This window comes from Mycolicibacterium helvum (assembly GCF_010731895.1).
Classification (GTDB): Bacteria; Actinomycetota; Actinomycetes; order Mycobacteriales; family Mycobacteriaceae; genus Mycobacterium; species Mycobacterium helvum.
Genome location: NZ_AP022596.1, coordinates 475,012 through 498,884 on the forward strand (window position 1 = coordinate 475,012; position 23,873 = coordinate 498,884).

A 23,873-nucleotide genomic window follows, 5' to 3' on the forward strand; every position below is an offset into this window, starting at 1 on the left:
GATGCACCCATGCTCATCGCAGGTAGGTGTCGTGCGCGCCCAGCCGTGCCGCCGGGTCCAGCAGCATCGCCGCCTCCTGCCGCTTCTCGGGTGCGTCGTGATCGAACCGGCGATCGGCGGGCTTCTCGTACATCGGCGGCCCACCGGCGATGGCCGAGGCCAGTCGCCGCTGACCAGCCAGCACCCGATCGTTAGCCCGCTTGGTGTAATCCGCCCGCTCCTGCTCGCTCAGCGAGGCCAGGAAGGCCTGCGGATGAACCAGCGCGACCAGACCCGACACGTGACCGAAGCCCAGGCTGGTGACCAGCCCCGCCTTGAGCGGGAACTTGTCGCCCAGCCGCAGGGTCTCGCGCGCCCACACGAAGTGACCCGAGCTGGCCAACTCGTCGTCGACACAGTCCAGGCTGCGGTTCGGCGGGATGACACCGTCGCGCAGGATCTGGCACAGACCCATCATCTGGAACACCGCCGCACCGCCCTTGGCGTGGCCGGTCAGGCTCTTCTGGGACACGATGAACAGTGGCGCCCCGGCGGCGCGCCCCATCGCGTCAGCCAGCCGCTCGTGCAGCTCGGTCTCGTTGGGATCGTTGGCCAGCGTCGAGGTGTCGTGCTTGGAGATCACCGCGACGTCGTCAGCCCCGACCCCCAGCTTGGCCAGCGAGCGGGCCAGCAGGGAGTCCTTGCCGCCACGACCGGCGCCCAGCGCGCCGAGCCCCGGAGCCGGGATCGAGGTGTGCACGCCGTCGGCGAAGCTCTGCGCGTAACCCACCACCGCCAGCACCGGCAGGCCCATCTTCAGCGCGAGGTCACCACGGGCCAGCAGGATCGTGCCGCCGCCCTGTGCCTCGAGGAAGCCCAGCCGGCGACGGTCGTTGGCGCGGGAGATCTTCGAGTCGCTGATGCCCTTGGCTCGCATCATCTCGGTGTCGGCGGTGGCCGACATGTCGCCGAAGCCAGTGATGGCATCGGAGGTCATGTCGTCGAATCCGCCGGCCACCACCAGTTCGGCCTTGCCGAGCCGGATCTTGTCGACGCCTTCCTCGACCGACACCGCTGCGGTGGCGCATGCACCGACGGGGTGAACCATCGCGCCGTAGCCGCCGACGTAGGACTGCATCACATGGGCAGCAACGACATTCGGCAGCACTTCCTGCAGGATGTCGTTCGGCTTCGCCGCACCCAAGAGGTTGCCGTGGAACATGGTCTGCATGCTGGTCAGGCCGCCGATGCCGGTGCCCTGGGTACTGGCTACCAAGCCGGGGTGCACCCAGCGCATCAGCTCGGTCGGGGTGAAGCCGGACGACAGGAACGCGTCCACCGTGGCCACGATGTTCCACAACGCCACCCGGTCGGCCGAACTGACCATGTCGGCGCTGATACCCCAGACCGTCGGGTCGAAACCGGTGGGGATCTGGCCGCCCACTGTGCGGGATAGCTTCGCCTTGCGGGGAACCCGAATCTCGGTGCCCGCCTTGCGGATCACCTGCCAATCCGACGAGTCCGGCACGGGCCGGACGATGGTGTGTTCAGGGTCGGCCCGCTCGAACGCCCGCGCCTCGGCCTCCGAGGACACCACGAAGCTGAAGTCCTTGTCCAGGAAGACGCTGACCAGCAGCGCTGGGGAATGATCCGCCCCGATTGCGCCGTCGTCGACGAATTCCCTTACGCCGCAACGTTCCACGACCGCATCGTGGTAGCGCTCGACCAGATCGGCCTCGTCGACCAGATCGCCGGAGGCGGTGTCGTACCAGCCCGGCTTGGGGTCGTCCTCCCACTTGATCAGTCCGGTGGTCCAGGCCAGTTCGAGCACGCCGGACGCCGACAGCTCGTTGTCGACCTCCATCTCGAACCGGGTGCGCGATGATCCATACGGCCCGAGTTCGGCGCCGCCGACAATCACCACCAAGTCGGCCGGGTCGACGTCGAGATCGGCCCAGGCCGGCGGGGTCGACGCGGCGTAGCCGCGCGGCGGCGACGGCAGGGCGGCGATGGTGCCCGCAGCCGGCTCGTCGTCGGACGCGTCCGCCTCGGCGCTCATCTGCTCACGGGCCTTGGCAGCCAGCTCAGCCATGTCCAGCTGAACATCGCCAAGGCCACCGGTCAGGTCGACTTTCAGCGGCGCGTTGGCCGCGGCGACCTTGGCATCCACCGAGCACAGGTCGAGCAGCATCGCGGCCATCTCGGCAGTGGAGTAGGTGGTCACCCCCGCTTCCTCGACCCCATCGACGATGACATCGTTGTGGCCCATCAGGCCGGTCCCCTTGGTCCAGCCGATCAGCGCGTGAGCGAAGCTGACCCGCTGTGCCCAAGACGATTCGGCGTTCCACCGGTTGACCACCGCGTCAAGCGCGGACTTGGACTCGCCGTAGGCGCCGTCCCCGCCGAACATGCCGCGGTTGGGCGAGCCGGGCAGCACCACATGCAGACGCGAGGCGATGTCGCGCTCGGCACCGATGGACGACAGCCCGCCGATCAGCCGCTCGACGGCCCACAGCAGGACTTTCATCTCCATCTCCGAGCGCGAGCCGGCCTCGGACATATCCCCGGCCACCCGCGGTGCGGCGAACGGGAACAGCAGCGTCGGGTTCTGCGCATCCTTGAGGTGAATCGACTGCGGACCAAGGCTTTCGGTCTGCTCGCTACCGACCCACGACACCAGCGCGTCGATGTCGGCGTAGGACGCCATGTTGGCCGGCACGATCCAGAGCGCCGCGCCGTAGCGGGCGTGGTCGCGATAGAGCTTCTTGTAGAAGTCCAGCCGGTCGTCGTCGAGCTTGGACGTGGTGGCGATCACCGTGGCGCCGCCGTCGAGCAACTGCGCGACCACCGAAGCGGCGATGGATCCCTTGGACGCACCGGTGACCACGGCGATCTCGTCGCTGGAGCGGCCGCTATCGGGATTCTCCGCACCGGCGGCGATCCGGCCGAACAGCGACGCGTGGATGTTGCGGCCGGCCGCCAGCGCCTTGCCCTGCCACCAGTTTGCCTGGGTGGCAACGACATTGCCCGCACCTTCGAACCGCTGCGACAGTCCCAGCCAGTCGGCGTCGATATCACCCTCGTCGGCCAGCCACAGCTTGACCAGATCCTCACGCGCACTGGCCCAGCGGTCGTCGAGCAGCACCGCCTTCTTGGCGTCGAACGCCGGCGCGACGAGCCGGGGCCAGTCCGAGCCGAGCTCGGTGGTCACCAGGTCGATCAGTTCGGCATCGGTGGCCACGGACGGCACCGAGACCGGGTTGTCCAAGCCGAGCTGACCGAGCACCAGGCGGGCAGCCGAGGCCAGCACACCGTCGCGGCCGGTGACCTGCTCGGCGAACTCGGTCAACGCGGCCGAGTCGACCACGCCACCGGCGGCACCGCCGGCCGACGGCAACGACACCGCAATACCCTTGCGCGCGGCCACCGAGGCGACAGCGGCATCGATGGCCCTGTCCACGGCTCCGGCGTCGGCCAGCGCACCTTCGTGCAGGCCACCGAGCGCACCACCGCGCACACTGCTGCCCTCACGGGTACCCAGCGCCAGTTCGGCGGTGACGTGCTTGACCCATCCGTCGCCGAGTTCCCAGGTCTTCTTGACTCGTTCGGCGATCGCCGCCGGCCGCTTGCCGGACGGGCCGAGCACCGTGCGCAGCTGATCGTTGATCGCATCAGAGAGCACCGGACCGAACGGCTTGTAGGTGCGGGCCAGCTTGGTGACCTGCCCCTTCAGCGACGCCAGGTCCGCCTCGGCGGCACCGTCGATGGCGCCCAGGTTCAGCTCCGAACCGAGATCGACCAGCAGCTGGTTACGCCGCGAGGACGCACCGTCGGTGATCGACTCGATCGAGTCCAACGACTCGATCTGGTCGATGCGCATCTTGGCGCTCAGTGCAATCAGCGCCAAAGTGGCGTCACCCGCGTCGAATCCGATGTCATCCGGTCGCGGCCCCCCGGAAGGTGCGGCGGCCGGCGCCGGCGCCGACGCGGCCTCGACCGCGGCGGCTTCGACCGGAGCCGCCGACTCGGGGGCTTCCTCGATGTCGGGCTCGGGATCGGTGTCGTTGGCGAACAGCACCGCGGCGTCACGCTCGGAGTTGAGCACTTCCACTGTGCTGTGGGCATATTCGGGCAACTTCAAGGTGTTGCTCGCCAGGCCGGCCACGGTCGGCGCGGATTTCACCCCGATCTCGACGAAGCGCTCGACACCCAGACCACCGGCAGCCTCTTCGATGAAGAGCAGGTCCTGGGTCTCGATCCAGCGCACCGGGCTGGCGAACTGCCAGGCCAGCAGCTCGATGACGACCTTGCGGCACAGCTCGCGCGGCCTCTCGTTGAGCCAGGTGTCGTAGTCCGCGAGGATCTCGTCGAGCGGCTCGGCGGGCACCAGATCGCGGATCTCCTGGACAAAGTCGCGGTCCAGAGTGAACGGCCGCGGCACCAGGTTCGGGATGTAGCGCCCCAGCAGCAGGTTCGGGTCGGCGTCCTGCGGCATGACCCGCTCCAGCGCCCGGCGGAAGTCGTCGACACCGACCCGCAGCACCTCGGAGTGGAACGGCACGTCGATGCCGGGAACCAGGATGAACGACCGCTTGCCGCCGCTGATCTCGCGGCGCCGCTCGACCTCTTCCTCCAGGGCCTCCAGGCCACGCACCGTGCCGGCGATCGCATACTGCGAGCCCCGCAGGTTAAAGTTCACGATCTGCAGGAATTCACCTGTCCGATCGGCAATTTCGGCGACGAACTGGGTGACGTCGGCGTCCGGCAGGTCGATCTGGGAAGGCCGGATGGCGGCCAGCCGGTAGTTCGACCGGCCCAGCTCGTCACGCGGGACGATGTCGTGCATCTTGCTGCCTCGGTGGAACACCACCTCCAGCAGCGCCTCCAGCTCGTAGACGCCGGACACGCACGCCAACGCGGTGTACTCGCCGACCGAGTGGCCGCAGGCGATGGCACCCTCGACGAATGCACCCTGCTCGCGCATCTCAGCGACCTGGGCCGCGGCCACCGTCGCCATCGCGACCTGGGTGAACTGCGTCAGGTAGAGCACACCCTCGGGATGCTGGTAGTGCACACCGGAGGCGATCAGGCTGGTCGGGTTGTCGCGCACCACATGCAGCACCGAGAAGCCCAGCGTGTCGCGGGTGAACTTGTCGGCCTTATCCCACACCTTGCGGGCCGCCTTGGACCGGGCACGTACCTCCATGCCCATGCCCTTGTGCTGGATGCCCTGACCGGGGAACGCATACACCGTCTTCGGTGCCGCCAACCGGGCGGTGGCGCTCATCACGAGGTCGGTTCCGACCTTGGCGGTGACCTCCAAAACCTCAGCGCCCAAATCGATTCCGACCCGGTCAACGCGGAAGTCAATCTCGTCACCGGGCTTGACCATGCCCAGGAAACGAGCCGTCCAGCCGATCAGCTTGGCCGGCGGGACCGGCTTGCCGTCGGTGGCGGTCACCACGTGCTGCGCGGCAGCCGACAGCCACATGCCGTGCACGATCGGCGAATCCAGACCGGCCAGCAGCGCGGCGGCCTGATCGGTGTGGATCGGGTTGTGGTCACCGGAGACCACAGCGAACGGACGCATGTCGACCGGGGCGCCGATGACGACGTCGCGGCGACGGCGGCGCGGAGTGTCGGTGGCGTTCAACGACACCGCTCCCCCGGCCCGAACCGGGTCGGTGAGCTCCTTGGCCCCGGTGCGCCCCCGGATCGCGAAGCGCTCCTCAAGGACTGCCAGGATCATCCCCTTGGCATCGGTGACGTTCACCGTCACCGGCACGACACGGCCGACCTCGGTGTCGGTGGCCACCGAAGCCGTTGCGGTGACGGTCAATTGGGTCGGTTCCTTGGGCAGCGGCTTGAGCAGCTGGGCCGCGTGGTCCAGGTGGACCAGGCTCAGCAGACCTTCGACGACCGGGAACCCGGAGTCGGTGGCCGCGGCGCCGATCGCGGCGAACACGGCCGGCCAGCAGCGGCCGACCAGCGCGTCGGGAACGATCGTCAGTGTCGGCGCCAGCGGCGTACCGAACGTCGCCGTCACACCGGTGTGGTCGGCGACCCGCTCGGGATCCCATTCGAAGGTGACCGTGGTGGAGCCGTTGACCACCGGCGGTAGCGCGTCGGGGCCGTCCACCCCGGCGGCGATCGCCAGCACGGCACGCATCGCGGCAGCGGCGTCATCGGTGCGCACCACCGGGGTGCCGCCGTCGATCACCGTGGCCGGCAGCGTGTAGGCGATGTCGATCCAGGTACCCGACAGCGGGACGCTCAGGACGACGCGATCGGCGGCCACCACCTCGAGCCGGGCTCCGGTGGAATGGTTTGTCGCGGAACGATTGTCGTGCACCAGCCAGTCGGTCGGCGCCGCGATCCGGTGCACCGGGTTGGTGGCGGTACGGCCCGCCCACAACACGTCGGGCGAATCCAGCACGATGGCCAGCGGACCGGTCACGTCGGTGCGCACCCGCAGTCGCGCTGCGGCCGGCTCTGGGGCAGCGCCCGAGGCCAGCAGCTCGTCGACAGCGGCCTGCTCGAAGCGGTCGAGCAGCTCGCCCACCGGCTCGTCGACCCGGTCGATGCCGACGACGGCCTGGGTGCCAGGAATGACACAGACCTGATCAGCGGTGTAGCGGGCATCATGGGCCTGCCACAGCGAGTCACTGCGCCACCAGCGCCGCACATCCTTGTCGATGACCGGGACGAAGTTGACCGGCTTGCCCAGCGTCTTGCACAGCTGCACGAAGAACGGCACGTCGGCCGGATGCAGCAACACCGATGCAGCGTCGGGATAACGGGACAGCAGGGCCGTCAGGGCCTGGTCCGGATTCTCCAGCAGCCATTCGCCGTCGGCCACGGACGCGTCGAACAGCGTCTCGATCGGGCCGGTGTCTTTCGCGTTGAGCCGGGCCTCGGCCCGCTGCAACATCTCGGCGAAGCGATCCCGCCAGGAGATGTCGAGCCACGGTGAGTCGGGGGTCTTGGTGTCGGCGGTCGAGTCACCGTCGCCGATCGCGAGCTCGACGTAGCGCTGCAGCCACTGCAGGTAGCTCATCTCGGCGACGTCACCGAAGTACGGCTTGGCGGTGACCGCCATCGCCGCGATGATCTCCTCGCGCCGCGCCGCGACGGCCTCGGCGTCACCGGCGACATCGTCGAGCAACCGGCCGCAGCGGGAAGCCGCGTTATCGATCTCGTGGATGTCGGCACCGAGCTGGCTACGCCCGGAAGCCATACCGTTCAAGGCTTTTCCGGCGCCGACCCAGGTGTCGGTGCCTGCCGTGTCGACCAGCAGCTGCTTGACCGCCGGCGAGGTGGTGGCCTCCAGGCAAGCCATCGCTGCGGTGCCGACCAGGATGCCGTCGACCGGCATCAGCGGGTAGCCGTATGCCGCCGACCACCGGCCGGACAGGTACTCCGCCGAGCGCTCGGGCGTGCCGATGCCACCACCGACGCAGACGGTGATGTTGGCGCGGCCACGCAGTTCCGAGTAGGTGGTCAGCAGCAGATCGTCGAGGTCTTCCCACGAGTGGTGGCCACCGGCACGGCCGCCCTCGATGTGGACGATGACCGGCTTGGTGGGCACCTCGGCGGCGATCCGGATGACCGAACGGATCTGCTCGACGGTGCCCGGTTTGAACACAACGTGGGCGATGCCCACGGTGTTCAACTCGTCGATCAGCTCGACGGCCTCTTCCAGATCGGGGATCCCGGCACTGACCACAACGCCGTCGATCGGCGCCCCGGACTGACGTGCCTTCTGCACCAGGCGCTTACCACCCAGCTGCAGCTTCCACAGGTACGGGTCGAGGAACAGCGAGTTGAACTGGATCGTGCGGCCCGGCTCTAGGAGCTCGACCAGCTCTGCCACGCGCTTGTCGAAGATCGGCTCGGTGACCTGGCCGCCACCGGCCAACTCCGCCCAGTGTCCCGCGTTGGCTGCCGCGGCGACGATCTTGGCGTCGACGGTCGTCGGCGTCATTCCCGCCAGCAGGATCGGCGAGCGGCCGGTGAGGCGGGTGAACTTCGTCGACAGCTTCACCGAACCGTTGGGCAGGCGGATCACCGAGGGCGCGTAGCTCGACCAGGGCTTGGCCACGTCGGGTACCGCACCAACGGTGAACAGGTTGCGCTGTCCGCCACGGGTGGCGGCCGGCACGATGCCGATGCCCAGCCCACGGATCACCGGCGCCGTGAGCCGCGTCAGGATGTCGCCGGGGCCGAGATCAAGGATCCACCGGGCGCCGGCCTCGCTCAGCGCGGTGACCTCTTCGACCCAGTCCACCTGTCCGACCAGGATCGCATCGGTCAGGGTGCGGGCCAGCTCGACGTCAAGGCCGACCGCGGCGGCCCAGCGGGCGACGATGTCGATGCCGTCGGCCAGCCGCGGCGTGTGGAAGCCCACCTCGACCTGGACCGGATCGAACATCGGCTTGAACACCGCGCCGCCGCGCACCTTGTTCTTCCGGTCGGCCGCTTCGGCCTCGGCGATCTGGTCGCAGTACAGCTCGAATCGAGACAGCTGTTCCGGGGTTCCGGTGATGACGACCGAGCGCCGGCCATTGCGGATCGACAGCACCGGAGGCAGCACGGTACGGACATCCTGAGCAAACTCTTCGAGTAGCTCGAAAATGCGCTCGGGGTCGGCGTTGGTCACCGAGACCATCGGCGGACGGTCACCGAGGACGGAGATGCCGCGCCGACGGGCGACCAGCGTGCCCGCGGCGCCGATCAGCTGGGCCAGAGCCAGCAGCTGGACGTCCTTGGCGCCGGCGGCGCGCAGCGCCTCCACGGCCAGCACGCCCTGGGAGTGGCCCGCGACGGCCACCGGCGGGGCGGCGGCCAGATCCAGTCCTTGGCGGCTCAGCGCGCGGATGGCGGCGATCTGGGTCAGCAGGACGCCGGGAACCGAGACCGCAGCCGAGGTCAGCTGCTTGGCCGCGGGCACGGGTTCCTCGGCGGCCAGTGCGCGCACCCAGCGCAACGGCTCGAAACCGATGGGACGAACCACCACCAGTTCGTTGGCGACGGGCTCGAGCAGCAGCTCAGCCTCACCGGCCAGGGTTGCGAGCTCGGATTCGATGCCGGCCGAGGTGACCAGCTCTTCGAGGGTCTCCAGCCAGGCGCTGCCCTGCCCGCCAAAGGCCACGGCATAGGGCTCGCCGGCATTGAGCCGGTCGACGAGAGCATGAGTACTGGTCTGCTTGGCACCGCCGCGCCATGATCCGTCGCCCGTGGACAACCTGTCGTGCTCGTGGATCGTCACCTTGTGTATCTCCCTGTCGTGCTCGTCATCGCGTCTTCGCGTCTTCGCTCGTCTGTGTTGGCGTGTCGGACCTGCGCTGCCCTGCGGAGGTGTTGTCGGCGATTCCCCGTCGAATCTCGGCGTCCGCGCGGTCTCCCTGTCTCGGGGTCTGCGAACATCCCGGCTGCACTAAGAGTGGCATAAGAACCAGCACCATTTTCCGTCCGATATTGGTTACTGGCGAGTTCTACGCACGGGTAACAGCACAACGGGTAACACAGCGCCGAACGGCCACCCAGACCATCCGGGACAAACGTCCTGCATGCAGGTGGTTACGGTTGAGTAGGCGCAATAGCGCAGATCAAAGCACGATTGTTATCGAATCGTTACCTGTGATTTCCCCGCCAGCCGAGGCGTGCGACGACGTCCGGCCAAGCACTTGCTCGGTTTTTCAGTCCACAATTGTTCACCAAAATGGCGTCAAAAAGTTTGCTGGCAAATCCTTACCGGCGGGTAAGTTTTATGTTTTGGTCAGTCCCACTGCCCGAATTGGGGCTTCATGATGTTGTTCAGGTCGACCCCGACGCCGGCGACCTTGCGCGCATCGATCTCGACCTGGTGCAGGTGTGCGGCCGGATGGGTGTAGCCCTGCGGGGAACCCCAGTTGTGCTGCCAGAACCACGATCCGATGCCGTCCTGCAGCGCCCAGTCGATCACCTTGGAGTTTCCGTACACGCCCACCAGCTGGTGCCCGATCACCGATTCCCAGGCGCGCAAGTATGGCGCGACCTGCGTTGTGTACTGATCGAGGCTGGGATTGTCGTCGATCGACACGTAGATCGGGGCGGCCACCGGACCGCCGGCTGCGGTGTGCAGCGCCCACCCACGCTTGGCGTGCATCAGGCCGGCCTGTTGCCCACCGAGCCAGTCTGCGCTGTCCGCCTTGCCGAACTGATAGTTGGACACGATCTTTAGCCCGGCTTGGTAGAGATCGCGCGCCTCAGCCAGCTGAATCGGCTTGCCCAGCATCCAATCCCCGCCGGGGCGTCGATCAGAGACGTACCGGATGGCGCCGAGCGCGCCGGAGGCCTTGAGGTCGCTGGCACTGATGACGCCGGCCGCGTAATCCAGCAACACGCCCAGCGGGGCGGCGTTGGCAGTCGACGGAGCCAGGGCCGACGCCAGAGTCCCCAGACCCAGCGCGGCCGGGGTTGCGGCGGCCAATTTCAGCACGTCGCGGCGCGACACAGACACGAGCCTCAGAATACGACAGCGACCTCACCAATCTCATCAACGCGACGTGTCACATCTGCATCACCTTTCGGCAATTGCCGTTTGATCGCGAATCCGGTGGTGTGGACCCGCCGCGACCGGCGATGTCCGTTATGGGCCTGCGGTTCGACAACGCAATCCGTAGGATCCACCCATGCCGTCCCGTCCTCCTCGGTCACCACAGATCGAGTTGCGCGGGGTGCGGAAGGTGTTCGGCGACGTGACCGCCGTCGAGGGCGCGGACCTGACCGTCGCCGACGGAGAACTGTTCGCAATCCTCGGCCCGTCGGGTTCGGGCAAGACCACAGTGCTGCGGATGATCGCCGGCTTCGAGCAGCCAACCGCAGGCACCATTCATCTCGGCGGCACCGACGTCACGGCGCTACCGCCGGCCAAGCGGGACACCAACACCGTCTTCCAGGACTACGCACTGTTCCCGCACATGACGGTGGCTCAGAACGTCGAGTACGGGCTCAAGGTGAAAGGGGTGGCCCGCCCCGAGCGCCGGGAGCGCACCGCGGCCGCCCTGGACATGGTGCGGCTGTCCGGACATGCCGCCCGCAAGCCCACGCAGTTGTCGGGTGGTCAGCAGCAGCGCGTCGCCCTGGCCCGCGCCCTGGTGGGCCGGCCCAAGGTCCTGCTGCTCGACGAGCCACTGGGTGCACTGGATCTCAAACTGCGCGAGCAGATGCAGGTGGAGCTCAAGGCAATTCAGCGCGAAGTCGGCATCACCTTCGTGATCGTGACACACGATCAGGACGAGGCGCTGACTCTGTGCGACCGGCTTGCGGTGTTCAACAACGGCCGCATCGAACAAATCGGTGCCGCCCGCGAGGTCTACGAAAACCCAGCCAACCGGTTCGTCGCCGATTTCGTCGGGACCTCCAACGTGGTCGACGGCACGACAGCCCAAGCACTCGTCGGCCAGGCCGGGACCTTTGCGATCCGGCCTGAGCGGATCCTGCTGCTGGCGCCCGATGCGCCCGTTCCAACCGGAATGCGCAGTGTCGCAGCCGAAGTCGCCGAAGTGGTGTACGCGGGCCCGATCACTCGAGTGGCGGCCGACGCAGCCGGGGTCCGGTTGACCGCGACGCTGCTGTCGGCCGAGGCTTCCACCGACATCACCCACGGCGCAACCGCCGTACTGGCGTGGCCACCGGGTGCCGTTCGATCCCTGTCCGAATAACGAAAAGGAGCTCGCCATGAGAACCACCACCCGTCGCCTCGGCGCTGCGCTGGTCGCGTGCGCCGCACTGGTTGCCGCCTGTTCGAGCTCCACCACCTCCGGAGGCGGGAGTTCCACGGCGCCACCCAAGATGGAGCCGCTGTCGGCGCTCGGTAAGGGCGAGGGCCAGCTCAACCTGATCGCGTGGCCGGGTTATGCCGAGGACGGTTCCAACGACCCGAAGGTCGACTGGGTGCACCCGTTCGAGCAGAAGACGGGCTGCAAGGTCAACGTCAAGATCGGCAACACGTCCGACGAGATGCTGCAGCTGATGCGCACCGGCCAGTACGACGGCGTCTCGGCGTCCGGCGACGCCACCCTGCGGCTCATCTACGCCGGCGATGTGGCGCCGGTCAACACCAAACTCGTCCCCAACTACGAGACCATCTCGGCGTTCCTCAAGGACAAGCCGTGGAACTCGGTGAACGGCCAGATGTACGGCATCCCGCACGGCTGGGGTGCGAACCTACTCATGTACAACACCGACGTCGTCAAGGGCGCCCCCGACACGTGGGGAGCGGTCTTCCCGGGGGCGCCGGAGTACAAGGGCAAGGTCACCGCCTATGACTCCCCCATCTACATCGCCGACGCCGCGCTGTACCTGTCGAAGACGAAACCCGAACTGGGAATCAAGAATCCGTACTCGCTGACCGAGGACCAACTCAACGCTGCGGTCGATCTGCTCAAGGCCCAGCACGGCAATATCGGCGAGTACTGGTCGGACTACACCAAGGCGGTCCAGGCCTTCGAGTCCGGCACCTCGGTGATCGGCACCACCTGGCAGGTGATCGCCAACATGCTGACCACCGACGCCAAGGTCAAGATCGCCACCGTGTTGCCCAAGGAAGGCGCGACCGGATGGTCGGACACCTGGATGGTGTCGTCGAAGGCCAAGAACCCGAACTGCATGTACCAGTGGATGGACTGGATCACCTCACCGGAGGTCAACGCTGCGGTCGCCGAGTACTTCGGCGAGGCCCCGGCACAGACCAAGGCCTGTGATTTCACCAGCGACAAGACGTTCTGCGAGACCTACCACGCCACCGACGCCGCCTACGCCGAGAAGATCAGTTACTGGACAACACCGCAGAAGCAGTGCGTGGACGGCAGCGGGGACAACTGCACGGCCTACAGCGAGTGGGTCGACAAATGGCAGCAGATCAAGGGCTGACACCAGGGATGAGCCGGCGGATCCGCCTCGCTTTTCTCCTCGTTCCGCCACTGGCCTGGCTGGTGGTGGCTTATCTGGGCTCGCTTGGTGTACTGCTGCTTTCGGCCTTCTGGAGCACCGATACCTTCACCGGCGCGGTGGTGCGGTCCTACACCAGCGACAACTTCGTGCGAGTTCTCACCGACGCGGTGTTCCGTACGGCCACGCTGCGCACTATCGGAATTGCGTTGAGCGTCACCGTGATCTGCATCGTGCTGGCGGTTCCGCTGGGGCTCTACATGGCCAAGGTCGCCTCGCCCCGGGTGCGGCTGGCCCTGGTGGTCGCGGTGACGACACCGCTGTGGGCCAGCTATCTGGTGAAGGCCTACGCGTGGCGGATGCTGCTCTCACCGGAGGGCCCGCTGCACTGGGTGGCGGGCTACACGCCGGGCTACGGCTTGATCGCCACAGTGCTCACCCTGGCCTACCTGTGGCTGCCCTACATGGTGATCCCGGTATTCGCCGCCTTCGAGCGGGTGCCCGATCCACTGATCGACGCCAGCGCCGATCTGGGCGCGTCGGATCTCACGACGCTGCGAACCATCGTGGCGCCACTGGTGTTTCCCGGTGTCGCGGCCGGCTCGATCTTCACGTTCTCGCTGTCGATGGGTGACTACATCGCGGTGACGATCGTCGGCGGCAAGACCCAGATGCTGGGCAACATCATCTACGGGCAGCTGGTGACCGCCAACAATCAGCCACTGGCGGCCGCGCTGTCGCTGATCCCGTTGGCCGCGATCGTGCTCTATCTGTTGGCGATGCGGCGCACCGGAGCATTGGAGAACGTCTGATGCTGTCGCACGGGATGCGCCGCCTGGTCCGGAGCTGGACCGTGCTGGTGTTGGTTTTCCTGTACGCGCCTTTGCTTCTGGTCGTGGTCAACGCGTTCAACTCGTCCAAGACATTCGCGTTTCCGCCCACCGGGTTCACGTTGCAGTGGTGGGCCAGCGCCTGGGCCAGCGAAGGCATGTGGCATTCGCTGGGTAACTCGGTGGTCGTGGGGGCGTGCGCGACGGCACTGGCCCTGGTGCTGGGCACGATGGCGGCGTTCGCCGTGCAGCGCTACCGCTTCTTCGGCCGGCAGACCATCAGCTTTCTGGTGGTGTTGCCGATCACGCTGCCCGGGATCGTGACCGGTATCGCGCTGAACGCGACGTTCACCTCGGCGCTGGGCATGACGTTGGGGTTGGCGACTGTCATCGTCGGGCACGCGACGTTCTGCATCGTGATCGTGTTCAACAACACCCAGGCCCGGTTGCGCCGACTGGGCACCGGACTGGAGGACGCGTCGGCCGACCTGGGTGCATCGGGTTGGCAGACCTTTCGGTACGTGACCTTTCCGATGATGCGCGGTGCGCTGTTGGCCGGCGCGATCCTGGCCTTTGCGCTGAGCTTCGACGAGATCGTCGTCACAACATTCACCGCTGGCCCGAGGGTGCAGACGCTGCCGATCTGGATATTCGGCAACCTGTTCCGGCCCAATCAGGCCCCGGTGATCAACGTCGTCGCCGCGGCGTTGACCCTGCTCGCGGTCATCCCGGTGTGGCTGGCGCAACGCTTCGGCGGTGATCCGGCCTCGACGAGGGTCTAGCGAGAGAATCAATTTGCGTCGCCGGGAGATGATTGGTTCAGGCGAACCGGTGAGAGGGTGATGGGTAGTGCGGGCCTGGATTGTGTGGTCGACGGGAGTGTTGGCCTACGTCGTGGCCGTGCTGGACCGGACCACGCTCGGGGTCTCCGGGCTGGATGCCGCCAAGCGGTTCTCGGCCAGCCCCGGTGTGTTGTCGACCTTCGTCGTGCTGCAGGTCATCGTCTACGCGGCCGCGCAGATCCCCGCCGGCCTGCTGCTGGATCGCTTTGGGTCCAAGGTGATGATCGTGTCCGGCGCGGCCCTGATGGTGGCTGGACAGCTGGCACTGGCGTTCACCGTCTCACTGCCCGCGGCGATCGGCGCGCGTGCGGTGGTGGGGCTGGGCGACGCATTCACGTTCATCTCGGTGCTGAGGCTGGTTCCGCACTGGTTCACACCGCGCCAGATCCCGTTGGTGACCCAATTGACCGGTATCTCAGGGCAACTGGGCCAAGTGCTCTCGGCAGTACCGTTCCTGTCGCTGCTGATCAGCTCCGGGTGGACGAGGGCGTACACGACCGTCGCGGCATTTGGCGTGCTGTCACTGGTACTGACTCTGCTGCTGGTGAAGAACACCCCGCCGGGCGCCGCCGTCCACGACCCGGTGATCAGCCTGCGCGAGACGCTGGCCAGCGTGAAGACAATCTGGATGCGCCCGGGCACCCGGTTGGGATTCTTCACGCACATGGGCACCCAGTTTTCGGTCACGGTGTTCGCGTTGATGTGGGGCGTCCCGTATCTGACGGTGGCGCAAAATCTTTCCCGCAGTGAGGCGGGCACGCTGCTGACGATCTCGGTGGTCTCCGCAATCGCCTTCGGGGTCATCATCGGCATGGTCACCGGCCGACACCCCCACCGGCGCTCATGGGTGGTGCTGGGCATCGTGATCAGCAACGCCCTGGTATGGACAGTCGTGCTCGCGCTGCCGCACGCCGCGCCGCACTGGCTGTTGGTCGTACTGATCGTGGTGATCTCGTTTGGCGGCCCGGGCTCCATGGTGGGCTTCGACTTCGCCCGCACGTTCAACCCTCGTTCCACGCTGGGCACCGCCCAGGGCGCGGTGAACATGGGCGGTTTCCTGGCCTCGCTACTGGTGATGCAGGCGATGGGCATGATCATCGGCGCGACCGGCGGCTACTCGTTCGACTCGTTCCGGCTGGCGTGGTGCGTGCAGTACGTGGTGTGGGTGCTGGCCATCGCCGGCATCCTGATCACCCGCAGGAAGGCGCTCCGCACGATCGGGGACATCGAAGAGAGCCGCTACCTGCTCGAGTTCTTCAGCGACGCTCAGCTGGCTCCGGTATCCCGCCGGGAGCGGTAACACTCCGCGGGCGGGTGCCGATATCCCAGTCAGCCCCGAGCTGCCGTGCAAACCCGACTCCACGGCAGCCCGGGCTCCAACTTTCCCGGGCCTTTCGGCAGGTTTGATCATTCGGTACCGGAGGTATCAACCAGGCATCGAAGGGATGCACGATGAGCCTGGACCTCACGCCGACGACGGCACAGCACGACCTCGCGCGTCGAACACACGAGTTCGCCGAACACTGCATCCGCCCGGTTGCCGCCGAGTACGACCGGCGCCAGGAATTCCCCTGGCCAGTGCTCGAAGAGGCCGCGGTTCGGGGGTTCTACAGCCCGCTGTTCTACCGGGACCTGATCGGCGACCCCACCGGGCTGTCACTGCCGATGTTCATGGAAGAACTGTTCTGGGGTTGTGCCGGAATCGGTTTGGCGGTGGTGATGCCCGCACTGGCGCTGGCCGCCATTGGCCAGGCCGCCACCCCGGAGCAGATGCTGACCTGGGCACCCGAGTGTTTCGGCACACCAGGCGATCTGAAGTTGGCCGCGCTGGCGATCTCCGAACCTGAGGGCGGCAGCGATGTCCGCAACCTGCGTACCAGGGCCCGCCGCGATGGCCCAGAAAAGGATGCGGACTGGATCATCGACGGGCACAAGATGTGGATCGGCAACGGCGGCATCGCCAACGTGCACGTCGTCAACGCCGTCGTCGACGAGGAGCTGGGTCACCGGGGGCAGGCGTTGTTCGTCGTGCCGGGCAGCACACCGGGTTTGGAACTGGTCCGAAAGCTCGACAAGCTCGGATGCCGCGCCTCGCACACCGCCGAGCTGAAGTTCTCTCAAGTGCGGATACCGGCCCAGAATCTGCTCGGTGGACAGGACCGGTTGGAACGCAAGCTCGCCCGTGCCCGCGAAGCCATGGCGGGTGGCCGGCGGTCCGGTTCGGCGACGTTGGGCACGTTCGAACAGACCCGCCCGATGGTGGCTGCCCAGGCGCTCGGAATCGCCCGCGCCGCATTGGAATACATGACGGCTTACGCGAATCGCCGGCAGGCGTTCGGCTCCCCCATCATCGACAACCAGGGCATCGCTTTTCCCCTGGCCGACCTGGCGACCGGTATCGACGCTGCCCGGCTACTCACCTGGCGTGCATCGTGGATGGCCGCCAACAGCGTGCCGTTCGAACGCGGCGAGGGCTCGATGGCCAAGCTGGCCGCCAGTGAGATCGCGGTGAGGACCACCGAGCAAGCCATCCAGACCCTGGGTGGCTGGGGGTACATCAGCGATCATCCGGTGGAGAAGTGGTACCGCGACGCCAAGCTGTACACGATCTTCGAGGGCACCAGCGAGATCCAGCGGATCGTGATCTCCTCAGCTCTCGGCGCCGCCGACGGCGGGCCGCCCATGCACATCGACCTGGAACCATCCGGCGGCCCGCTCAACCGGCTGTTCGGCCGTGGCACCCCGGCCCGCGGCCGGATCGGGAGTGCCGCCCTGGCTATGCGCGACCGCGTGCCCGAGCCGGCGATGCGAATGGTGATGAAAGTCCTCGCCCCACCGCGGCGATGAGGCCCATCATCCGGTGACTTCCGGCCCTGCCGTGGCGCGACCGGCCGCAGCACACTTGGTGGCGACCGGAACGGGAAGAGGCTGAAATGGCTCGAAAGGTCCAGCACCTGACGACATTGGACGCCGGGTTCCTGCAACTCGAGGACACCGACCATCACGTCAGTCTCGCGATCGGCGGGGTTGCGGTGCTGGAGGGTCCCGCACCGGAGTTCGGGGTGCTGCTCGAAACCATGGGCGCACGTTGCCTGTCCAATCCGCGCAGCACCCAGGTGTTGCGCACCCATCCGCTCGATCTGACCGCACCCGAATGGGTCGAAGATCCGACCTTCGACCTGAACCATCACGTGCGGCGCACCGCGCTGCCGCATCCCGGCGACGACGCCGAACTGTATGCCGAAATCGCCTCGATCATGGAGCGCCGACTAGATCGTGAGCGCCCGCTGTGGGAATGCTGGGTGATCGAGGGCCTGGCCGATGATCGCTGGGCGGTGCTGATCAAGGTGCACCACGCGCTGGCCGACGGGATCGCCGCCACCAACCTGCTCACCGGACTGTGCGACGACGTCAACGTCACCAGCTTCGCCACCGCCATCGGGGCCGCGACGCATCCGGGCCGTCGGTCCGGTGTGCCGCTGCCCAGCTTGAATCCGTGGAATTGGCTGGGTGATTCGGTGCGGTTCGGACTCAGCGCGGGCAAAGTCGCGCTGCGGGCTGCCACCGGCGCCGCGGAGATCACCGCCAATATGCTGCGCCCGGCGCCCCGCTCGTCGTTCAACGGACCGGTCGGCGACCTGCGCCGCTACAGCTCGGCCGTGGTGAAGCTAAGCGACGTCGAGGAGATCGCCCATACCTTCGGAACCACCATCAACGACGTCGCGCTGGCCGCGGTGGCCGACAGCTATCGGGCAGCGCTGCTGCGCCGCGGTGAGCAGCCCCGCCCGGACTCGCTGCGCACCCTGGTCCCGGTGTCGGTGCGCGCCACCGACGCCATGGACGTTCCGGACAATCGGGTGTCGCTGATGCTGCCGCTGCTGCCGGTCGACCTGGCCGATCCGCTCCAGCGGCTGCGGACGGTGCATGACCGGCTCAAGGTCGCCAAGTCCAGTGGCCAACGGCAGGCGGGCAGCATCCTGGTGTGGGCGACCAACTTGATCCCATTCACGGTGACGGCGTGGACGGTTCGGCTGTTGTCGCGGCTTCCCCAGCGATCGGTGGTCACCGTGGTGACCAACGTGCCGGGACCGCGCCAGCCCCTGACCGTGATGGGCCACAAGGTGGTTCGCCTGCTGCCGGTTCCACCGATCGCGGCGGGCTTGCGCACCGGCATCGCCATCCTCAGCTACGCCGACGAGCTGGCCTTCGGGCTGGTGGTCGACTTCGATGCCGCCCCGGACGTCGACGAGCTCGCCATCGGCATCGACCGCGGGGTGCAACGGCTGCATCAGTTGGCCAAGACCAGTGGAGCCTCGCGCCGCAAGGGTGGTCTGCGGCTGTTGTCCGACGGCTAACTCAGGGCTCCGCGCTTCGGGAGCGGTCCACTGTGACTGAATCGCGCTGCGCGCCGATGGATGCGATGCTCGCGACCCCGGGTGCGCTGCGCCGCGTCGCCCGCCCGCACCGGCTCTGCGTAGAAGACCTTCTTGGTGATCTCGACCAGAACCAGGTAGGCCAGCGTGAACAGGGCCAGCGCTCCGAAGAACTGCCACGGTAGCGCCGTGAAACCAAGCGCTCGCGCCAATGGCGACAGCGTCAACGCGATACCGATCGCGATGACCAACAAGGTGGTCAGCGTCAGCCAGCCGCCCGGCCTGCTGCGCAGGAACGGAATCCGCCGGGTGCGGATCGCGAAGATGATCAATGTCTGGGTGGCCAGCGATTCGACGAACCAACCGGTTCGGAATTCGACCGGTCCGGCGTGCAGCACGCCGAGCATCAACCCGAACGTCAGAAAGTCGAACAGCGAACTGATCGGGCCGAAGGTCAGCATGAACCGCCGGATGAAGGCGATGTTCCAGTGCGATGGCGCCTGCAGCTGCTCGTCGTCGACGCGGTCGGTGGGAATGGCCAGCTGCGAGCTGTCGTAAAGCAGGTTGTTCAGCAGGATCTGGCTCGGCAACATCGGCAGGAAGCTCAACACCGCCGAGGCCGCCGCGGCGGAGAACATGTTGCCGAAGTTGCTCGACGTACCCATCAGCACGTACTTGATGGTGTTGGCGAAAATGCGCCGCCCCTCGGCCACGCCACTGGCCAGCACGCCCAGATCTTTTTCCAGCAGCACCACATCGGCGGCGTCCTTGGCGACATCAGTAGCGGTGTCGACCGAGATGCCGACATCGGCCGCGTGCAGCGCCAGCGCATCGTTGACACCGTCGCCGAGGAATCCGACCGACCGACCGTGGTGCCGCAGCACGGTGATGAGCTTGGCCTTCTGCTCGGGCGAGATCCGCGCGAAGATCGTGGCATTCTGGGCCGCCGACTCGAACGCGGCGTCGTCGAGTTCTTCGAGCTGTTTGCCGGTCACCGTGCCCTTGGATGCCAAACCCAATTCGTTGCAGACCTTTTCGGCCACCTGGGGGTTGTCGCCGGTCGCGATCTTCACTTCGATACCCAAGTCAGCCAATCGCTGCAGCGACGCGCGGGCGGCAAGTTTGGGTTGGTCGGCGAAGACCAGGAAACCGTCGAGCCTCAGACCAACTTCGTCGGCGGCAGTGATCGCGGACAACTCCGGCGCCGGCCTGCTGGCCACCGCGACCACCCGCCGCCCCTCGGCGAACAAGGCGCCCATCAGGTCGTGTGCCGCCGGGGGCACCTCGATGCAATGGTCGAGCACCTGTTCGGGTGCGCCCTTGACGATGAGCCGCCGGACACCGCCGTCGTCGACCAGAGCCGACGTCGCGCGCCGAAGGTGGTCGAACGGCAGCTCCGCGAGTCGGCGCGCACCGCGGGTGACCACCTGCCGTCCGGCATCGGAGTCCCACAGCGCGGCATCCAACTCGTTGGCGCTCGTGCCGCCGCAGTCCGGATCGACGTCGGTGGCCAATAATCCGGTGCGCAGCACCGTATCCGAGGCAGCACCGGAGGCATCGACGGCCTCGATGAGCATGATCCGGCCTTCGGTGAGAGTTCCGGTCTTGTCGGTGATGAGGATGTCGATGTCGCCGAGATCCTCGATGCACACCAGCCTTTTGACCAGCACCTTGAGCTTGGCCAGCCGGCGCGATCCGGTGGCCAGGCTGGTGCTGACCACCGCAGGCAGCAGCTGCGGGGTGATGCCCACCGCGATCGCCAGGGCGAAAAGCACCGAGTCGATCACCGGACGGTGCAACAGCAGGTTGGTCACCAGGATCAGCACGGTCAGGACGATCGCCACCTGCAGCAGCAGGTAGGAGAACCGCCGCAGCCCGGCCTGGAAGTCGGTCTCGGGCTGGCGCTCTCCCAATCCTGCCGCGATCCGGCCGAACTGCGCGTCCAGCCCGGTGGCGTACACCACGGCGGTGGCGGAGCCCGCGCTGACGACGGTGCCCATGAACGCCAGGTCTCCCGCGTCGGCCAGGGCCGTGTCCGGCGGGGTGGGTGCAATGGACTTCTCGGATGCCGTCGATTCGCCGGTGAGGATGCTCTCGTTGCACTCCAAGCCGTTGACGGTGAGCAGCCGCACGTCGGCCGGAACCAATTCACCGAGCGCGAGTTCGATCACGTCGCCCGGTACCAATTCGTTGACGTCGAGCTTGACGAAGCTGCCGTCACGACGGACCACCGCGTTGTGGCGGACGCTCGAATGCAGCGCGGCGCTGGCACGCTCAGCGCGGTATTCGTTGATGAAGCCCAGGCCGATGCTGACCGCCAGGATGATGCCGATGATGACGGCCTGGGTGCTGTCGCCCAGGAAATAGGACACGATGGCCGTCACCGCCAGTAGCGCGAGCACCGCGTTGTTGAGCTGCCTGCGCAGTACGGCCCACGCGCTAACCCGATGGGTGCGAAGTGAATTGGGCCCAACCCGGGCCAACCGGGTGGCAGCTTCGCCGCTCGACAGTCCTTCGGTCGAGCTATCCAGCCAGCCCAGCACATCGTCTGGCGGCGCGGCCGCGACGGCCGCTGCGGTCAGCGCCGGCGAGCCGGACGCCGAGGGGCGTTCAGCGGGGACGGTTGCCGTCACCGGCCAGCGCCGCTTCCAGGAGCAGGCGTCGCTCGGCTGCGGCGACCGTGCGCCGGGCCAGGCCGGCCGCGTCGGGGTTCACCGAGACCGACGTGATGCCCATCCGCACAAGATTTTCGGCAAAAGCGGGCTTGCTGGAGGGCGCCTGTCCGCACAGAGACGATGTTATGCCCATCCGACGCGCAGTACTCACGATCTGGCCGATGGCGTCGAGCACGGCCTCGTCGGACTCGTCGAACAGCTCGGCGCAGATATCGGAGTCGCGGTCGACGCCCAATATCAACTGGGTCAGGTCATTGCTGCCGATCGACACCCCGTCGATTCCCATGCCCACGTACTCGGGCAGCCAGTGCACCACCGAGGGAACCTCCGCCATCACCCAGCGGTGCAAGCCGCGTTGGGCGCCCAGCGGGCTCGCGTCGACTAGTGACAGGCACTCCTCGAGCTCCCATTTCGTCCGCACGAACGGAATCATCAAGTGCAGGTTGGGGTTCTGCTCGCGGACTCGGGCCAGCGCGCGCAGTTCCAGCGCGAAGACGTCGGGCTCCTTGACGTAGCGGTAGCAGCCGCGGTAGCCGATCATCGGGTTGTGCTCGACGGGTTCGTAGGCCTGCCCGCCCTGCAGTCCACGGAACTCGTTGGTGCGGAAGTCGGTCGCCCGGTAGACCACCGGCCGCGGTGCGAACGCCGCCGCGATCCGCCCGACCGCGGCCGCCAGCGCGTCCACCAGGGTCTCCTGCTCACCCCGGGCGATCAGGTCGCGCGGATGCCGGTTGCGCAGTGCGTCGGTGAGGATGAACTCCGCCCGCAGCAGCCCGACCCCGTCGACGTCGGCGGCGGCAACCCGTTCGGCACTATCCGGCATGGCGAGATTGACGTAAATCTTGGTGGCCGTCACTTCGGAGACCGGAGCGGCGGGAGCCTGCGCGACGGGAGTTGTCTGGGCGCCACCGGCTATGACGCGGCCGGTCAGCACCCGGCCATGGGTGCCGTCGACGGTGACGACCATGCCGTCCTTCAGATCGGTGGTCGCGGTGCGGGCCCCGACAATGCAGGGCACGCCGAGCTCGCGGGCCACGATGGCCGCGTGGCAGGTCATTCCGCCGGTATCGGTCACCAGCGCCGAGGCGCGGCGCATGGTCGGCAGCCAGTCCGGGTTCGTCATCTGGGCCACCAGCACCTCACCGTCGAGCAGCTTGCCGCCCTCCGCGGGAGTGAGCAGCACCCGGACGGTGCCGGCCGCCTCCCCCGGGGCGGCCGGCAGTCCGCGGGCCACCACGTCGTGGCTCTCGGGAGTGGTCATGGTGGCGTGGTGCAACGTGGTGATCGGGCGGGCCTGCACCAGCCATGCCTTGCCCTCGGCGATCGCCCATTCCGTGTCCTGCGGACATCCGTTGTGCCGTTCGGTGGCCATCGCCAGCTCGACGATCTCGCGGACCTCGTCGTCGCTGAGCACCCGTGCCTGCGCCTGCTCCGCGCTGAGGTCAACCGAGAGGTCGTTGCCGTCGGGCCCCCGCACGATCTTGAAGGACTTGTTTCCCAGCCGGGTACTGACGATCTCCCTGGTGTCCTTGGCCACGATGTAGGTGTCGGGTTCGACCGAGCCGGACACCACCACCTCGCCCTGGCCAAATGCCCCTTCGACGACCACGCGGTCTTCGGCGCCGGTGCTCGGGTCGGCCGTGAAGGCCACCCCTGAGCGCTCCGAGGCGATCATCACCTGCACGACGACGGCCATCGCCGGGTCGCCGGTGAACTTGCGGCTTGCTCGGTAGGTGACCACCCGCGGGCTGAAAAGTGAAGCCCAGCAGCGCTGTACCGCCTCGATCAACTCATCTTCACCGCTGATGTTGGTGAAGGTGGCATTCATTCCGGCGAACGAAGCGTCGGCGCCGTCCTCACCGGTCGCCGACGACCGAACCGCCACCACCGCACCTGACCCAAGCTTGCGGTACGCAGCCAGCACTCGGCCGCGGACCTCGTCGGCTACACCGGCCTTCCATACCAGCGCCTGCATCCGCTCGCATGTCTCGGCCAGCTCGGCCGGATCACCTGAGAGCGCGGCGCGGTGCGCGGCGTTGAGTTCGTCGGCGACTCCCCCCTCGCGCATCGACTCCAAATAGCAGTCCCGCAGCAGGACGAAACCGGGTGGCACCGGGAGGTTTGCGGCGACCATCTCGCCCATGTTGGCGCCTTTACCGCCGGCCTCCTCGGCGTCGGTGATCCGCAAGTCGGAAATGTCTTCCACATAATGGCTCGGCATCGGGCCCTCCTCGGGTGTCG

Annotated in this window: 11 protein-coding genes; 7 read left to right on the plus strand and 4 right to left on the minus strand. The window is 67.2% G+C overall.

The window, feature by feature from the left end; all coding sequences use genetic code 11:
* Positions 1-13: 13 nt before the first annotated feature.
* Both G6N38_RS02205 and G6N38_RS02210 read right to left on the minus strand, forming a co-directional pair.
* On the minus strand, positions 14-9,247 hold the full coding sequence (locus G6N38_RS02205) for a type I polyketide synthase (RefSeq protein ID WP_163746047.1): 9,234 nt from the start codon (positions 9,245-9,247) through the stop codon (positions 14-16).
* A gap of 510 nt (positions 9,248-9,757) precedes the next feature.
* Positions 9,758-10,480, minus strand: coding sequence for a DUF1906 domain-containing protein (locus G6N38_RS02210; protein ID WP_163746048.1), 723 nt, complete (start codon positions 10,478-10,480; stop codon positions 9,758-9,760).
* A 172-nt stretch (positions 10,481-10,652) separates the two neighbouring features.
* On the opposite strand from G6N38_RS02210, the gene G6N38_RS02215 reads away from it, so the two are divergent.
* From G6N38_RS02215 to G6N38_RS02245, 7 genes are all read left to right on the plus strand, one after another.
* Entirely contained in the window at positions 10,653-11,684 is a 1,032-nt protein-coding gene (locus G6N38_RS02215; protein ID WP_163746049.1) for an ABC transporter ATP-binding protein, read from the plus strand.
* Between the two features lie 16 nt (positions 11,685-11,700).
* Positions 11,701-12,894 carry an ABC transporter substrate-binding protein gene (locus G6N38_RS02220; protein ID WP_163746050.1) on the plus strand — a complete coding sequence of 398 codons (1,194 nt, stop codon included), beginning with the start codon at positions 11,701-11,703 and terminating at the stop codon, positions 12,892-12,894.
* The gene (locus G6N38_RS02225) at positions 12,873-13,724 is read left to right on the plus strand and encodes an ABC transporter permease (RefSeq protein ID WP_163746051.1); all 852 of its coding nucleotides are present in this window, start codon (positions 12,873-12,875) and stop codon (positions 13,722-13,724) included. Before G6N38_RS02220 ends, G6N38_RS02225 begins: the two co-directional genes overlap by 22 nt.
* On the plus strand, positions 13,724-14,524 hold the full coding sequence (locus G6N38_RS02230; protein ID WP_163746052.1) for an ABC transporter permease: 801 nt from the start codon (positions 13,724-13,726) through the stop codon (positions 14,522-14,524). The genes G6N38_RS02225 and G6N38_RS02230 overlap by 1 nt, the downstream gene beginning before the upstream one ends.
* A 67-nt stretch (positions 14,525-14,591) precedes the next feature.
* Complete coding sequence (locus G6N38_RS02235) at positions 14,592-15,884, plus strand: MFS transporter (RefSeq protein WP_163746053.1); 1,293 nt, start codon at positions 14,592-14,594, stop codon at positions 15,882-15,884.
* 152 nt (positions 15,885-16,036) lie between these two features.
* On the plus strand, positions 16,037-17,431 hold the full coding sequence (locus G6N38_RS02240; RefSeq protein WP_163746054.1) for an acyl-CoA dehydrogenase family protein: 1,395 nt from the start codon (positions 16,037-16,039) through the stop codon (positions 17,429-17,431).
* An 86-nt stretch (positions 17,432-17,517) separates the two neighbouring features.
* The gene (locus tag G6N38_RS02245) at positions 17,518-18,939 is read left to right on the plus strand and encodes a WS/DGAT/MGAT family O-acyltransferase (protein ID WP_163746055.1); all 1,422 of its coding nucleotides are present in this window, start codon (positions 17,518-17,520) and stop codon (positions 18,937-18,939) included.
* Here G6N38_RS02245 and mgtA read toward each other — a convergent pair.
* A complete protein-coding gene (gene mgtA / locus G6N38_RS02250) occupies positions 18,936-21,590 on the minus strand; it encodes a magnesium-translocating P-type ATPase (RefSeq protein WP_163746056.1) in 2,655 nt (884 codons plus the stop codon). The genes G6N38_RS02245 and mgtA overlap by 4 nt on opposite strands.
* Positions 21,568-23,853 (minus strand): phosphoenolpyruvate synthase, encoded by a 2,286-nt coding sequence (gene ppsA / locus G6N38_RS02255; RefSeq protein WP_163746057.1) that lies wholly within the window; start codon positions 23,851-23,853, stop codon positions 21,568-21,570. Before ppsA ends, mgtA begins: the two co-directional genes overlap by 23 nt.
* Positions 23,854-23,873: the final 20 nt, after the last annotated feature.